Annotated in this window: 13 protein-coding genes; 8 read left to right on the forward strand and 5 right to left on the reverse strand. The window is 34.2% G+C overall.

The genetic code is table 11. The annotated features are described in order from the left end of the window. The first annotated feature begins 64 nt into the window (after positions 1-64). Both ACYQ0O_RS11340 and ACYQ0O_RS11345 read left to right on the forward strand, forming a co-directional pair. Positions 65-679, forward strand: coding sequence for a TetR/AcrR family transcriptional regulator (locus ACYQ0O_RS11340; RefSeq protein WP_459893138.1), 615 nt, complete (start codon positions 65-67; stop codon positions 677-679). A gap of 47 nt (positions 680-726) precedes the next feature. Then, on the forward strand, positions 727-1,635 hold the full coding sequence (locus tag ACYQ0O_RS11345; protein WP_459893140.1) for a chemotaxis protein: 909 nt from the start codon (positions 727-729) through the stop codon (positions 1,633-1,635). A gap of 4 nt (positions 1,636-1,639) precedes the next feature. On the opposite strand, the gene ACYQ0O_RS11350 is transcribed toward ACYQ0O_RS11345, so the two are convergent. The 5 genes from ACYQ0O_RS11350 to ACYQ0O_RS11370 all read right to left on the reverse strand — a co-directional run bounded on the left by ACYQ0O_RS11350 (position 1,640) and on the right by ACYQ0O_RS11370 (position 9,941). Next, the gene (locus tag ACYQ0O_RS11350; RefSeq protein WP_459893142.1) at positions 1,640-4,495 is read right to left on the reverse strand and encodes a PD-(D/E)XK nuclease family protein; all 2,856 of its coding nucleotides are present in this window, start codon (positions 4,493-4,495) and stop codon (positions 1,640-1,642) included. After that, a complete protein-coding gene (locus ACYQ0O_RS11355; protein ID WP_459893144.1) occupies positions 4,483-5,013 on the reverse strand; it encodes a hypothetical protein in 531 nt (176 codons plus the stop codon). Before ACYQ0O_RS11355 ends, ACYQ0O_RS11350 begins: the two co-directional genes overlap by 13 nt. Before the next feature lie 10 nt (positions 5,014-5,023). After that, the gene (locus ACYQ0O_RS11360; protein ID WP_459893146.1) at positions 5,024-7,558 is read right to left on the reverse strand and encodes a UvrD-helicase domain-containing protein; all 2,535 of its coding nucleotides are present in this window, start codon (positions 7,556-7,558) and stop codon (positions 5,024-5,026) included. Between the two features lie 62 nt (positions 7,559-7,620). Continuing rightward, entirely contained in the window at positions 7,621-9,591 is a 1,971-nt protein-coding gene (locus ACYQ0O_RS11365) for a heavy metal translocating P-type ATPase (RefSeq protein WP_459893148.1), read from the reverse strand. Beyond that, the gene (locus tag ACYQ0O_RS11370; RefSeq protein WP_162507544.1) at positions 9,591-9,941 is read right to left on the reverse strand and encodes an ArsR/SmtB family transcription factor; all 351 of its coding nucleotides are present in this window, start codon (positions 9,939-9,941) and stop codon (positions 9,591-9,593) included. The genes ACYQ0O_RS11365 and ACYQ0O_RS11370 overlap by 1 nt, the downstream gene beginning before the upstream one ends. A 427-nt stretch (positions 9,942-10,368) precedes the next feature. Between ACYQ0O_RS11370 and ACYQ0O_RS11375 the strand changes: the two genes are divergently transcribed. From ACYQ0O_RS11375 to ACYQ0O_RS11400, 6 genes are all read left to right on the forward strand, one after another. Next, on the forward strand, positions 10,369-11,913 hold the full coding sequence (locus ACYQ0O_RS11375) for a type I restriction-modification system subunit M (protein WP_459893151.1): 1,545 nt from the start codon (positions 10,369-10,371) through the stop codon (positions 11,911-11,913). Then, on the forward strand, positions 11,903-12,892 hold the full coding sequence (locus tag ACYQ0O_RS11380; protein ID WP_459893153.1) for a virulence RhuM family protein/type II toxin-antitoxin system death-on-curing family toxin: 990 nt from the start codon (positions 11,903-11,905) through the stop codon (positions 12,890-12,892). The genes ACYQ0O_RS11375 and ACYQ0O_RS11380 overlap by 11 nt, the downstream gene beginning before the upstream one ends. Positions 12,893-12,902: 10 nt before the next feature. Then, entirely contained in the window at positions 12,903-14,381 is a 1,479-nt protein-coding gene (locus ACYQ0O_RS11385; protein WP_459893155.1) for an ATP-binding protein, read from the forward strand. Next, entirely contained in the window at positions 14,378-14,740 is a 363-nt protein-coding gene (locus ACYQ0O_RS11390) for a DUF1016 N-terminal domain-containing protein (RefSeq protein WP_459893157.1), read from the forward strand. The genes ACYQ0O_RS11385 and ACYQ0O_RS11390 overlap by 4 nt, the downstream gene beginning before the upstream one ends. A gap of 10 nt (positions 14,741-14,750) precedes the next feature. Further along, the gene (locus tag ACYQ0O_RS11395) at positions 14,751-15,224 is read left to right on the forward strand and encodes a PDDEXK nuclease domain-containing protein (protein ID WP_459893161.1); all 474 of its coding nucleotides are present in this window, start codon (positions 14,751-14,753) and stop codon (positions 15,222-15,224) included. Next, a partial coding sequence (locus tag ACYQ0O_RS11400) for a restriction endonuclease subunit S (protein WP_459893159.1) occupies positions 15,217-15,603 on the forward strand: 387 nt, incomplete at its 3' end. The genes ACYQ0O_RS11395 and ACYQ0O_RS11400, both read left to right, overlap by 8 nt.

Here is a 15,603-nt window from a genome sequence, read left to right on the forward strand (position 1 = left end):
TTACAGATCGTATACACCTAAATAAAATTTTTAGGCAACCCTTGATCTAAGGAGCAAAGACACAATGAAGAGAAAGTCTACATTTCTAGAACTCAAGGAAAGGGAACGGGAGAAAAGGAGGGAACTCATATTAGAAGCTGCCACACATTTATTTTCTACACGAAACTTTTCTGAAATAGGGATGAGGGACATTGCAGAAGAGGCAGGGATTTCCCCTGCATCTATTTACAGATATTTTCCCAATAGAGACGCTATTTTACTTGAGGTTTTAGGGCAGGATATAAATGAAGGTAGGCTCAGGCAACTCAAAAGACTTGAAGAAGGTGCAAATTCTTTGGAAGAATTTGCCATTGGAATAGTTGATTTCTTTTTTGACAAAGAAGCAACATTACACATGCTTGCCCATTTTCTATTAAATGAAAAGGTAGATCCCAATATTTTAAATCAATTTAAACTCAACCAGAAATTCTTTTTAGAACACTTTGCCAATTTATTAAAAAAGATTGGAATCTCCCTGGATAACATTCAAGAATTTGCAGAAGTATTTTTTGCCTCCATATTTGGTATTATAATAACCTTTAAAAACACTGCAGAACAAGATAGAGAAAAGGCCAGGGAAGATATATATGAAACTGTAAAATTTGCTTGTAAAATCTTTGAAAGGGCACTCAACTATTAAAGTAAAAGTTAACAAAGGGAAACTTAGTTTATTTTTTGGAGAGGCCTATGACAACTGATATCCTTCTTGAAACTGGAACCAATGAATTAGAAATAGTTGAATTTTATATTGAAAAATCCTCAGGAGAAAAAGAATATTACGGGATCAATGTAATCAAAGTCCAGGAAATAATACGTTTTCCTGAAATAACCAGGATCCCGGTTAAACCCCACCCCTGTTTTATTGGTTTAATAAGATTGAGAGAAGAAGTTATGCCACTTCTGGACCTTGGGATATATCTCTATAAAACACCTCTAAATTCCACTGGTAAAATAATCATAACAGAATTTAATAAAATGAAGGTGGGCTTTCTGGTCTCTGGTCTCACCAGGATACACAGGATTAGTTGGGAAGACGTAACTCCACCAGTTGAAATAGAATATGGAGGGAAAACCCCATGTATTACAGGTGTGGTAAAGTTTCACGACAGGATTGTGTTCACTTTAGATGTTGAAAAAATAGTAGCAGATATGGTTCCAATGTTCTTAGAAGAGGGCATAATAACTGAAAAACAGGCCAAAAAAAAATACAAGGTGCTTATTGCCGACGACTCACCCACCATACGCAATATGCTAATATCAAATTTAAAAGGCTTTGACATACATGCCGCAAAAAATGGCCAGGAGGCATATGAATACCTCATGGAACTAAAAAAAAGTGAAGGTGATATAACAACCAGATGCAACCTGGTCATAACTGATATTGAAATGCCTCAGATGGATGGATTTACCCTTACAAAAAAGATTAAAGAAGATCCTGTTCTAAGGAAAATTCCCGTTATCCTGTTTTCTTCAATGATTACAGACAAGATCTTACATAAGGGACAATCTGTTGGGGCTGATGATCAGATTTCAAAGCCTGAAATAAAAGATTTGGCCATAAGGGCCATTCAATTAATAGAACAAACCCAGAAATAAAGGTTCAATTACTATTAATACAGTTTATTTTGTAAACACAGAACTCACAAAAATTGGTATCCACAGGGCCAAAAATAGGGCCATCTATCATATGATATATCAAAAAACCTAAAATTTCCGGGAAATCATGTTTAAAAAAATTATGGTACCTCTCTAAGGATTCTGGTTTTAACCTTCGAGTGTCCACCCACACTACCTCCCTTCCATCCCTGGACAGATCCACAAATCCACCAATTATATCTTTAAAATTGCCATGTTGCTTACCATATAAATATATGTAAAAAGGTAATTGTATGTCTTTTAAAAATCTATATAGCTCGAAAAAACCATCTATATCATCTATTGAAGGCAATTCAAATTCCCTAAAAATATTACCTTTATCTGGTATTCTGCCTGTTTTATAATCCAATATATATGTATATTGGTCTCTTTTATCTATTCTATCTATTTTTCCCTGAATTATAAATTTTTTTTCACCAACCAATATATTTGATTTAATTTCCTTTTCCAAGGCTAGTATCTCTGTCTTTCCTGGTAGGTTTTCAAAAAAATTATTTAAACGGTACTTTGCTGACACAATCAGCATGTCCTTCTTTGATCTTGATATCTTTTTAAAAATAGGATTCTCATTAAAGAGACTTAAAAATATCTCTTCTAATAAATTGAAGTTTAATTTATCTTTATTTATCAAGTGATTGCGTTTAATACTGCGCTTAAAAAAAAGTTCCAAAGTAGTGTGAATAATGGTACCAAGTTCATTTAAAGAAATATCATCAGGTTCTTGTCTTGTTTGTAATTTGAGGATATATTTATATAAAAAATGTTTTGGACATTTGATATATAAATTTAACATTGTTGGACTAATGTGGGTGATAGTGGAGGCTATATTTTCTTTTAAATCTTCACTTTTTTCTAAAAATATATCTGTACGCCCAGGTATAATTAAATTTCCTGAAGATTTTTTTAAATTCACAATATATTCTTTTGTTTTCACTGAAACATCAGGTCCTTTTATTAATTCGTGGGTCTCTTTTTCAAATTCCCATATCAATTTTTCTATGAATCTGGACCTGGTCCTTTTGCCTTCTAAACTTCCTGATGATACCATTTTATTTTGATATAGAAGTGTCACCTCCTCTGAGCTTTTAACCAGCCGTTCAAAATGATATGCATATATACTTTCTTCTTTTCCCCTGGTGGGAAATCCCATTGATTCCCTTATCTCCAGAGGCAAAAGGGGTGAAGGGGTTGGAACTGCTGGAAGTATACCTTCATTGGCATCAATTATAATCAGGTGATGAAATCCTAAATCCCTACTCTCCAATACACCCATTATCTGTATCCCACATATTGGCTCCCCTTCAAAGGGAACCCTCAGTGTGGTCATTATTTTCCTGGCAATGGAATAGAGTTCCTGTGTGCTAACCACCTCATCTGAAAATATGGACATAGAAAAATAGTCTTCTATTGCTCCCATGAGATAGAATACAAATTCTTTCTCCATTAACTCAAGGTTATTAAAGTGGAATTTTATAAAATCCAATAAAACACCTATTGCTTTTCCAAGCTCTCTTAATGAATGGCTCTTTTCAAAGGACCTAATTATTTTTTCAAAAAATTCCTCAACAACCTCATAAATTAAATGGGGATTTTTGCCCATCTCCATAATTTCGTCAGAAAAACTGCCAATAAGGGACATGGCCTCGTCTCGGGTAATAAAGGGGTCTTGAAACTGGTCCAAACACTTGAGAAAAGTTGATAATTCATCAAATTCCCTGAGGTACGGGCCCCTTAAAAGCTTCATGAATTCATAGGTGGGATATCCATAAGTTGTATCCTTCTTTAAAATCATCTTAAATAAAAGGTCCATTAAAACAAAAATACCACTTAACTGAAAGGGGTATCCCATTGTAATATTTACCTCGAGATCCTCTGGTATGTTAAACAAAAGTGGGATGAGTGCATTTGGATTTGGAACTATAATAGCCAGACCATCAGGACCGCTTAGTTTATCTTTTAGTGAGAGCAATTTTTCCTTAACTTCCTTAAGCTCAGTATGGAGGTCATGGGAGTCAATAAAGGTTATTTCCCTCTTATGACAAGGGGCTTCAACTGCTACCTCCCCTAAATCTTTTATATCCCACTGATTGATCCAATCTCTATATATGCGGGGTAAATTTTCAAAATCTGCCTGCCAATAAAACACACTGTCATTTTCATAAAATTTTTTAAACAGATTTGATTCCGCCTTTGTCAGGGCAAAAAAACCAACAAAATAAAAGTTCCCCTCCATTTCAATATCATCTAACTGAGCAAGAAACCTGAGTTTCTTGGGATGGGTGATAAACCTGTTGTCCATTAGATAATCATTATATCTTTTATACAGAGCACCCAACCTTTCAAGTAAGATAGCCCCCCTCTTACCTACCCTTTCAACTGGGGGATACAGGATATCTTTGGGTGTAACCATTTCCAAATCCAGTTCCCTGAAGAGCTTTGCCAGCTCGCAAGCCCAGTAGAAAAATTCTCCAAAGCCCTGGTGATATTTTGGAGGCAGCTCTTCCATTGCAGCAATGTAAGCAGCATACGCCTGTTCCATCTCATTTAATGTTATGTAGCCTGCCAAGTCCCCCCCATATTCAAAAAAGAGGTCCTTTATCCAGTCTTCAAAACCAAACATTTTGCCCAAAATACAGGGCTTATCAATGTACTTTGACAAATAATAGTTAAAAAAATGGATGGACCTGTTGTGGGTAAAAATTATATTTATCTGGGATAGATCTCTATTTTCCCCTATTATATCTTTTACTACGACATCAAGAAATTTTAAATAGGGGGGTATAATCATTACACGTGGCATAATCTTTCTTCCATTATCTTATTGGAAAATATGTAAACCAGAACCCCTATAATAGGTCTATTAAACATCTTTTTAAAAACATACATATATTCTCTTATCTGAGTAAGATGTTGTTTATACATATCTTTGGAATACTCACTCTTAAATTCTAGAATATATATTTTTTTATTTTGTATTTTTATTCTATCTGGTCTTATTAATTTAAAATTATTGCCCTTAGGAATAAGGATGTCTCTTTCACTCCAATCTTTTGAATTTTCATTAAACATTATTGTACTCAGTTTGTCTGTGCATAAAATATCTTTAATTGGTCTTATAAAATCCTCATCAATATTCCATCTCTCAATTTTCTCTCCAAAATATGAAATAGATTTAAGTGTAATATTATATAAGTTATCAATATCCTCAATTGACTTGATTTTTGAGATTATAAAATGTGCTATTTCTCCCCTTTTTATATTAATTATATTTTCTGGATCACTGGATATTTTTTTTATTATAACCTTTGGATAAAGCATAAAAATACCTTTACATTAAATCTGTAATCCTGTGCTTTAATCCTGCTTTTTCAATCAAACACTCAATCCATTTAGATACCAGTAAACCACCCCTTTTACTGTAATCTGTTAAATATAGATAAATCCCCTTTTTCGCCCTACTTAAAGCAACGTAAAAAAGATTTATTAGTTCTATTGCATTGTCAGCCACAATTTGGTCTCTCATCATTTTAACATCATCTAGATATAGCTCTGCCTTTTTACACAAAGATATGAGTTCTGAATCTTTGACTATAATAGGGCCCTTTGTATCTAAATACCAATCTGTATATGGGATAAACACATAGTCAAATTCCAGTCCCTTTGCCTTGTGTATTGTCATAACCTGGATTGCCCTGCTGTCTTCAGGAATTCCAATTTGTGAATCAAGCCCTCCTGTGTGTAAAAAATCCAGATAATCTTCTAAACAAAGCCTGCTCTCTGCCTCCACCTCATATGTAACTTCTAGAAGTTTTTCCCAAAAAACACAGTGTTTATTAAGGTCTCCAAAATAAAGTCTCTTTTCCAGATTTAATAGTTTGGCAATGATCATCAAAAGCTCATAGCAGGATACATATGTCACATATCTTTTAAGTTCTGCTAAAATATCATGTATATTTAATGTGAAATCCTCATATTTGTCCCCAACACAAATGGATATTAACTCATCTTCTTCAAACACCTGGCCTTCCACTATCCCTGAGAGTAAAACCCCATATAAAGAGGCCGTGTCCCGGGGATCTATTATAAGCCGCAATAGACAGTAAATACCCCTTATAACTTTAGATGTCCAAAGGTTTAGGGAATTTTCTGTTATCACTGGAATATTTTTCTCAATAAGCCATCCAGACACTTCCTTTGCCTGTTCATTGCTCCTAACTAAAATGGCCACGCTTTCAATCCCACTCCTTTCACAAATAAGGTCCCACAACTTTACCACATTTTCTGTAACATGCTTTTTTAGATAACCTTTAACCTCTTCAAGGTCCCCTGTTATTCTAAACAAACTAATAATTGCGTCTTTGTCACTAGATCCTTTGGGAATTTGTTTCACATCCTTATAACCATTGAAAAGTGTTTCACTAAATTGTTCCCTTACATAAATGGACTTCTCCTTTCCGAGCACTTTATAAGAAAAGACGTCCCTCACCCATTCATAATCCCATAAGGGGGAAAAGAGTCTGGAAATAAAATCCACTATATGGGGATGGGATCTGTAATTATATGGTAAGGTATTTTCGTGAATCTCATCCACATAAAAGGCCTGTTTTATATCATTAAATAGGGTCCAATCTCCCCCCCGCCACCTATAAATAGCCTGTTTGACATCTCCAACCACAAAGATTGCCCCACCCCTTGACAGAGCTTCTTCCAACAAAGGGAAAAGGGCTTCCCATTGTTGTCTTGACGTATCTTGAAACTCATCAAATAAAAAATAGCTTATCCTGTCCCCAAGATATGCATAGATTAGGGGGAGGCAACCATCCTCCTTTATCTGTTTTTTTATGTGTTCAATCCATGTGCTAAGTAATGTAACACCATCCCTTCTACACACCTTATCAACGTACTCTGAGAGTTTATTCAAGGCGTGGGTGTAGCCAACTGCCTGATAATAAGCAAATTTACCTAACAATATACTGAAATCGTGCACATTTTTCTTAAGACAACTAAAAACTCCCTTAAATTCATTTAAATCATTTTCATCCACCTTGGACATCTCATTTTTTTTAAACAAGTCTTCGAAGTTATACTGCCAAAATTTTCTATATACAATGTCTTCCTCTGGGATTTCTGGTGTTAGGGAACGCAGTCTAGATTTGTTTAAATGTGGTTCTAATTTTTTATACCATGAGTAAAAATCCCTATAACTTTTACTGACTTTTTGCTTTAATATATAATATTGGTCAACTTCCAGTTCAACTGGTTTAATGGACTTATATGCTGCATGGCTATACAGCTCCAAAAACCTTCTCTTAATTCCTTTTTCTGGGTAAAAACCCCTATTTTGTTCTATCTTTAAATAGGTAGTTAGCATCTCCTCAAATTTCATATACTCATTCTCAACAAGATCCTTTAGCAGCAAATCAAATGCTTCATCTATTATCTCATCTAAAGAAAAAATTACATCAAGTTCAGGGTTCATATTAAGCTCAAAACAAAGCCCTTTAAAGATGGTAAATAAAAGAGAATCAATTGTTTTAACATTAAAATCTGTGTAATTATCCAATAGAATATCTATCCACTTGATGGCATCTTCTCTTTTTATCCCAGATATTTCACTCAACTGGATTCCAAGGTCCGTATTTATGGCTATATTTTTTAGGAACAGGAGTATCCTCTCCTTCATCTCAAGGGCAGCTTTATTGGTAAATGTAATTGCCATTATCCTTCTTAGGTGAGAAGGATTAGGAGCACTTATATGTAATGTCTTTAAAAAATTTATTGCCAGTTCAAAGGTCTTTCCTGCACCGGCTGATGCCTTAATAATAGAAATAGCTGGAAGTGACAATTCGTGACGGTAATCCATGTAATTAAAACCTTATAAAATTTGAGCCAGGATATTTTTGTAGAGTTTTATAACAATAGCTTTTAATTCACAACCATTTTTAAATTACCTATCTTCAATGTACCAAAGGCCCGAAGAGAATTTAGCACTGCAAGTAGTGCTACCCCAACGTCTGCAAAGATTGCCATCCACATATCTGCCCACCCCACACTACCTAAACCAAGTATAAGAAACTTGACTCCCAACACAAAACCTATATTTTGCCAGATAATCCCCATTGTCTTTTTGCCTATTAATACTGCATCTTTAACAAGCATTGGGGAATCGTGCATAAGCACCACATCAGCTGATTCCATGGCTATGTCCACTCCCCCCTTTCCCATTGCAATCCCAACATCTGCAATTCTAAGCATTGGTGCATCATTTATCCCATCTCCAACACATGTAATCACATCATCTTTGCTTCTATTTTTAATAAGATCTTCCACAAAAGATACTTTGTCATGGGGCAGTAATCTGGCAAAAAATTCTTTTATCCCCAGAATGTCACTTACTTTTTTGGCCACTTCTTCCACATCTCCTGTAAGGAGTATATGTCTTTTTACCCCTATTTTTGAGAGTTCTTCTATGGCTTTTCTTGCCTCAGGTTTCAATTCATCCTCAATAAAAATAGCACCAATAATCTTTCCATTTAAGACTACAAAGACCTGTGTCCCTGGATATGGATAAAACCCTTTACTTTGTCTTACGAAAATCCCATTCTCCTCTAAAAAATTTATATTTCCCAAAAGAACTTCTTCTCCCTGGACTCTCCCTTTAACCCCTTTGCCTCTAACCACTTGAACATCCTGGGCTCCTTCTACACTTATCCCCCTTTTTTTCGCGTCTTCTATTATGGATGAGCCAATTGGATGATTTACCTTTGCTTCAAGTGCAGATGCAATTTTGAGTACTTGTTCTTCTGTTTTGTTGCCAAAACACACAACCTTTTGAACATGGAAATTTCCATGGGTTAAGGTCCCTGTCTTATCCCAGACAATTGTGTTTACTTTAGAAATAAGTTCAAGGTAATTGGCGCCCTTAACCAAAATGCCCTTCCTGGATGCCCCCCCAATACCAGCAAAAAATCCAAGGGGAATGGACAACACAAGGGCACATGGACATGATATTACTAAAAAGACAAGTCCCCTATAGAACCAGGCAGAAAATTTTGGATTACTTAAGGTAATTAATCCATAATTTGACAGAATGGGAGGCACACAGGCTATACACAGGGCCAATACCACTACAAAAGGTGTATAAATTTTGGCAAGCCTACTAATCAGCTTCTCCACAGACGCCTTTTTTTCTGCTGACCTTTCAATTAGTTCTATTACCTTATAGATAGTTGACTTATCATACGGCCTGGTCACCCTCACCTTAATCACATTATCCCCATTAACAAATCCGCTTAAAATCTCTTTTCCTGGATAAACCCGTTTAGGTAACATCTCACCAGTTAAAGATGATGTATCCACAAAGGATTCCCCCTCTACCACCTCTCCATCCAGAGGCACCCTCTCTCCTGGCATAATCTCAATTATCTCTCCCATGTTTACCTTCTCAGGAGCAAGCAAAACCTCCCTGTCTTTTTTTATTACCCGGGCCATATAGGGCCTTAGCTCCACCAAAGAGGAAATAGTCTTCCTGGATTTGTTTATCGCCTTTTCCTGCAAAAACTCGCCTACTTTATAGAAAAGCATAACAATACACGCCTCTAAGTATGCAGAAATAAAAAAAGCTCCCAGTGTTGCAACTGTCATCAAAAACATTTCGTCAAAAATAAGTCCCTTAAAAAAATTTTTAAATGCCACCATTAAGACATCATAGCCCAGAAAAATATATGCAATAATATAAAGATAAAGACCTTGATTGGAACCTAAGATACGTTCCACAAAAAAAGCAGTTATCAAATATACACAACCAACTATCATTAATACAATCTTCTTTTGTTCATTTGAAAAAGAATCTAACTCACAAGAACAACTATTACATGTACAACTATAATTTTCCATTATCTTTCCTCCAGAACATGTTGAAGTCCCTGAGATAGTAGCAGGTGCACATGTTCATCATCTAAAGAATAAAAAATATTTTTCCCCTTACGCCTGAATTTCACCAACTTTGCTCCCCTGAGGAGTCTCAGTTGATGGGAAACAGCAGATACACTCATGCCAACACTTTCACTAATACAACACACAGCAAGCTCTCCATGTTTTAATAGTGAAAGCAATATCTTAAGTCTGCTTGGATCTGATAGCATCTTAAATAGATCTGCAAGTGCCAAAATAAGCTCTTCCCTTTCTTCCCTCTCACCAAAATCCAGGATTTCCAGATCATCTTTTGAAAACCCATGCTTACACATACTTATCTCCTATTCAATAGAACAATTGAACATATATTCAAAACTTGAAACAAAAAATAAACAAATTTTGTCTAATGGTCAACATTTTTAAGTTGAAGAAAATCCCTTTTAGGCCAAGTTTGTCAAAACTTGAAGGACAAAACAAAATCAGGGTTTTTATATTTATAAATCACTGGAATAATGTAATTAAATCTTTTAAAAAAGTCTTGTAAAACATGTATTAGCCTTGACTTTGTGTTTAAGCCAAGTTTACCAAAATGGAGAAGGTGAATAGTGATTAGTGAAAGGTAGAAGGGCGATTAGTTTTTAGTTGTTAGTCTTTAGTGATTAGTAGAAGGTAGAAAGATGAAGAGTACTAAAACGTCGAACCTCGAACCTTGAACATTAAACATTGAACATTGATTGAACGTTAAACAAGGGAACTATTATGGCAAAGAAAAAACAAAATTCAGAATCTTTTGAGCAAAGTTTATGGAAAGCAGCTGACAAATTGAGAAAAAATATTGATGCAGCAGAATATAAGCATGTAGTTTTGGGAATTATTTTTTTAAGGTATATATCAGAGGCATTTGAAGATTTGTATGAAAAATTGAAAAAAGGTAAAGGTGAATACGCAGGAGCAGATCCAGAGGATGTAGATGAATACAAAGCGGAAAATGTATTTTTTATTCCACCTGAAGCAAGATGGGATTATCTAAAGGCTCATGCCAAAGACCCTGAAATCGGGAAAATAATTGATAATGCCATGGAGCTTATAGAAAAAATAAATCCATTACTAAAAGGAATTTTACCAAAGGTTTATGCAAGGGGAAATATTGATCCTATTTGTCTTGGGGGGCTAATTGACCTCTTTAGTAATATTGCAATTGATGACGCCCAAAAAAAGACCTCAGATATTCTAGGGCATGTATTTGAGTATTTTCTAGGACAATTCGCTTTAGCAGAAGGTAAAAAAGGCGGACAGTTCTACACACCAAGAAGCGTTGTTGAACTTTTGGTTGAAATGCTTGCACCTTACAAAGGAAGAGTTTTTGACCCATGTTGTGGAAGTGGAGGTATGTTTGTCCAGTCAGAAAAATTCGTTCTGGAACATCAAGGAAAGATAAATGATATTTCCATTTATGGACAGGAGAGCAACCAGACAACCTGGAGACTATGTAAGATGAACCTTGCTATTAGAGGAATAGACAGCTCACAGGTAAAATGGAATCCAGAAGGTTCGTTTTTAAATGATGCACACAAAGATTTAAAAGCCGATTTTGTCATAGCCAATCCACCTTTTAATGATAGTGATTGGAGCGGCGAGCTGCTTAGAAATGATGTAAGATGGAAATACGGCGTTCCACCAGTTGGTAATGCAAACTATGCCTGGATACAACATTTTATTTTTCACCTTGCACCTCATGGAAAAGCAGGTTTTGTCTTAGCAAAAGGTGCCCTTACCACCAAACAAACCGCAGAATATGAAATTAGAAAAAATATAATTGAAGATGACATTATAGACTGCATTGTAAACCTTCCAGCAAAACTCTTTTTAAATACACAAATCCCAGCTTCCCTTTGGTTTATAAGAAAAAATAAAACAACAAGGAAAGGACAACTCTTGTTTATTGATGCAAGAGATATGGGTAAGCTTATTAATAGAAGGACAAGGATTTTAACTCAAGAAGACATTAGAAAAATTTCAGATACATATCACAAATGGCAAAAAGAAGATGAAAGTTATGAAGATGTTAAAGGATTTTGCAAATCGGCAACAATAGAAGAAGTAAGGGAGCTTGACTATGTATTAACACCAGGCCGTTATGTAGGGTTACCTAATGAAGAAGACGATTTTGATTTTGAAGAGAGGTTCACAAAATTAAAAGCGGAATTTATGGAGCAGTTAAAAGAGGAGGAAAGATTAAATAAGTTGATACTTGAGAACTTGGAAAAGATAGAAATTAAGAATGAGGAAAATAATGAGAAATGAAAATCAGTTAATTATTTTTCAAGATAGAGATAAAAAGATAGAGGTTCAGCTAAAAGAAGAAACAATATGGTTGAATCTTAATCAAATTGCTTTACTCTTTGAGAAAGATAAATCTGTTATCTCAAGACATATTAAAAATATTTTTAAAACCGAAGAGTTAGACAGAGATTCAACTGTTGCAAAATTTGCAACAGTTCAAACAGAGGGTAAAAGGAAAGTAAAAAGGACAATTGAATATTTTAATCTCGATGTAATTATTGCCGTTGGCTACCGTGTAAATTCAAAAAAAGCTACACAGTTTAGAATCTGGGCTACCAATGTTTTAAAAAATTATCTCATAAAAGGTTATGCTGTAAATGAAAAAAGACTTACACAGGAAAAATTAAAAGAGCTTGAAGAGACTATAAAATTTATAAAAGATAATATCACCACCCCTTCTCTTACTTCCTCTGAAGTAAAAGGATTGCTTGAGATTATTGAAAGATATGCTCTTGTATGGAGATGGCTGGAAGAATATGATACAGGGAAAATAGAGGCAAAAATTACAAGAAAAGAAAGAAAAAAGATAAATTATGAAGAGGCAAAAAAAGCAATATTGGAGCTTAAAAAATACCTTATAGAGCAAAATGAGGCATCAGAAATCTTTGGAGTGGAAAGAGATAGAGGGCTTTTTGAAAGTGCATTAACTACTATTTATCAAAGTTTTTCTGGTGAGGAGCTTTATCCTTCACTTGAAGAAAAAGCAGCAAATCTACTTTATCTAATTATAAAAAATCATCCATTTGTTGATGGAAACAAAAGAATAGGAGCTTTGCTTTTTATAAAATTTTTATATGAAAACTTATCAAAGGAAGAACTATTTAGCAAATTCAACAGCAATACCTTAACTGCATTATGTTATCTTGTAGCTGCAAGCCCTCCAGAGCAGAAAGAACAACTCATAAAGCTGATAATGAATTTTATAACATATGAAGGATAAAGGGAAAAGTATGAAGTTAGAAGAAATTATAAAACAACCAGAAAATAGAAAGCTTGAATTTAAAGAAACTTTGCCAAATAAATCTGATTTATGTAAAACCGTTATATCGTTTGCCAATGATGCAGGTGGTGAACTTTATATTGGTATCAAAGACAATCCGAGAGAAGTAATTGGAGTGCCTGAAGAAGAGTTATTGCAGATAGAAGAAATAATCAGTAATACCATTCATGATAATTGCTATCCTCTTATTTTGCCAGAAATTTTATTTGCGAATCACAATGGGAAATATGTTGTAATAGTTAGAATTTTTAAGGGCAATACTCCACCATATTATCTAAAAAGCAAAGGAAAAGAAAATGGAACCTTCGTTAGAGTTGGTTCAACAAATCGTCTTGCTAATAAAGAGATTATTGAGGAATTAGAAAGACAAAAGCAAGGAATATCATTTGACTCGTTGCCTGTATATTCAAAAAGTGTAGATGAGTTGGATATTTCTCTTTTTGCCAGTCAATTTGAAAAAATTACAGGAGAAAAGTTAACCAAAACCATTTTAAATAAACTAAATCTAGTAAATACGGACCAGAATAGACAGTTCCCTACAAACGCTTTAATATTGTTATCAAACGATGAAATTAGAAATAAACTTTTCCCATATGCAAAAATTGAATGTGCAAGGTTTAAAGGAACAGTGCCCGGAAATTTTATAGACCAAAAGACTATTGATGAACCTTTGAGCTTTCAAGCAGTAGAAGCATATAAATTTGTTTTAAGGCATATTTCTCAAGGCTCAACCTATGAAGGAGTTTATAGAAAGGATAGATGGGAATATCCAATTATTGCAATTCGTGAGGTTATAAGAAATGCTGTTATTCATAGAGATTATTCGTTAACTGGTAAAGATATAAAAATTGCTATCTTTGACGATAAAATTGAGATTACAAGTCCTGGTAAGCTAATGCCTACTATTGACTTTAATGATATGGAATCAGGGCAGTCTGACATAAGAAATAAAGTTCTTGCATCAGTATTTAAAAAACTCGGTATTATAGAACAATGGGGAAATGGATTAAGATTAATTGCTGAGGAGTTAAGAAAATATCCAGAAATAAAATTTGAATGGAGTGAGCCGGGCATTTCTTTTAGGATAACATTTAGAAAAATAAACTATAATCCAGAAATTCAAAAGGGTGAGGATATACAAACTGCGACCGATTACGAACGATTGCGACCGATTACGGACGATTACGGACAATTACGGACAATTACGAACGATTACGAACGATTAACATTGGAAGAAAAGGGGGTATTACTTTATCTTTTGGATAATGGAAAAATCTCAAGAAAGAAAGCAACTGAAATCCTTAATATTCAAAAAACTAAAGCATATGAGATTTTAAGCTCATTAGTTGAAAAAAATCTTATTCAAAGAGAAGGGAAAGGAAGAAGCACTTATTATGTTTTGAAAATTGAAAAAAGCAAAAAGCCATGAGTGAAAATATCATTAATTCAGAGGATTATAAGAATTTCATAACGCAGATAAAGAACAAGATACACTCTGCGCAGATAAAAGCTGCTATTTCTGTAAATAAACAGATGCTTAAACTTTATTGGTTTTTGGGCTCAGAAATTGTAAAAAAGCAAAAAATAGCAAATTGGGGCGACGGACTTTTAAAACAGATAAGTGCTGACTTGAAACGTGAGTTCCCTGAAATCAAAGGTTTCTCTTATAGAAATATAAAATACATGAAACAATGGTATAGCTTTTGGCAGCAGGAAGTTACAAAAGGGCAACAAGTTGTTGCCCAATTAAAGAATCACCCTATTTTTCAGATACCATGGGGGGCATAATCTTGTAATTATATCAAAAACAAAGTCAAAGGAGCTGGAAAATGCTCTAATAACACGAATTACCGATTTTTTATTGGAATTGGGGTCTGGGTTTTCATACGTGGGTAGGCAATATAAACTTACAATTGATGATGAGGATTTTTACATAGACCTGCTTTTTTATCATATAAAGTTGCATAGCTATGTAGTTATTGAGCTTAAAACAGGTAAATTTAAACCCGAATATGCAGGTAAACTTAATTTTTATCTTTCGGCTGTAGATAGTATTTTAAAAGGAAAGGATGATAACCCCACTATCGGCATTCTTATTTGTAAAGAAAAGAGTAAAACAATTGTAGAGTATGCACTTAGAGATATATCAAAACCTATTGGTGTAAGCGAATACAAGCTAACAAAACACCTGCCAGATGAATATAAAAACGCTTTGCCAACTATTGAACAAATAGAAAAAGAAATAGGAGAAATAGGAAGGGAAAATGAGTAATAATATACCTAAAGGTTGGAAAAGGGTTAGGTTGGGAGAGGTTGCGGAAATTGTAGGAGGGGGAACACCTTCTACAAAAATATCTGATTATTGGAATGGTAATATTCCGTGGTTAACTCCTAAAGATTTATCAAATTTTAATGGTGTTTATGTATCACATGGTAAAAGATATATATCAAAATTAGGTTTAGAAAAATCAAGTGCTAAATTATTACCTAAGGGAACTGTATTATTAACATCGAGAGCTCCTGTCGGTTATTTAGCTATTGCAAAAAATGAATTGGCTACAAATCAGGGTTTTAGAAGTTTAATAGTCAAAGATGATTACGATAATAGATTTATATATTATTTATTAAAAAATAACATTGAATATCTAAAG

Source organism: Desulfothermus okinawensis JCM 13304 (assembly GCF_054654515.1).

What these genes read in the sequence shown, in the direction of transcription:
- ACYQ0O_RS11340 (WP_459893138.1), top strand. Translation starts at nt 65, where the DNA reads ATGAAGAGAAAGTCTACATTTCTAGAACTCAAGGAAAGGGAACGGGAG.
- ACYQ0O_RS11345 (WP_459893140.1), top strand. Translation starts at nt 727, where the DNA reads ATGACAACTGATATCCTTCTTGAAACTGGAACCAATGAATTAGAAATA.
- ACYQ0O_RS11350 (WP_459893142.1), bottom strand. Translation starts at nt 4,495, where the DNA reads ATGCCACGTGTAATGATTATACCCCCCTATTTAAAATTTCTTGATGTC.
- ACYQ0O_RS11355 (WP_459893144.1), bottom strand. Translation starts at nt 5,013, where the DNA reads ATGCTTTATCCAAAGGTTATAATAAAAAAAATATCCAGTGATCCAGAA.
- ACYQ0O_RS11360 (WP_459893146.1), bottom strand. Translation starts at nt 7,558, where the DNA reads ATGGATTACCGTCACGAATTGTCACTTCCAGCTATTTCTATTATTAAG.
- ACYQ0O_RS11365 (WP_459893148.1), bottom strand. Translation starts at nt 9,591, where the DNA reads ATGGAAAATTATAGTTGTACATGTAATAGTTGTTCTTGTGAGTTAGAT.
- ACYQ0O_RS11370 (WP_162507544.1), bottom strand. Translation starts at nt 9,941, where the DNA reads ATGTGTAAGCATGGGTTTTCAAAAGATGATCTGGAAATCCTGGATTTT.
- ACYQ0O_RS11375 (WP_459893151.1), top strand. Translation starts at nt 10,369, where the DNA reads ATGGCAAAGAAAAAACAAAATTCAGAATCTTTTGAGCAAAGTTTATGG.
- ACYQ0O_RS11380 (WP_459893153.1), top strand. Translation starts at nt 11,903, where the DNA reads ATGAGAAATGAAAATCAGTTAATTATTTTTCAAGATAGAGATAAAAAG.
- ACYQ0O_RS11385 (WP_459893155.1), top strand. Translation starts at nt 12,903, where the DNA reads ATGAAGTTAGAAGAAATTATAAAACAACCAGAAAATAGAAAGCTTGAA.
- ACYQ0O_RS11390 (WP_459893157.1), top strand. Translation starts at nt 14,378, where the DNA reads ATGAGTGAAAATATCATTAATTCAGAGGATTATAAGAATTTCATAACG.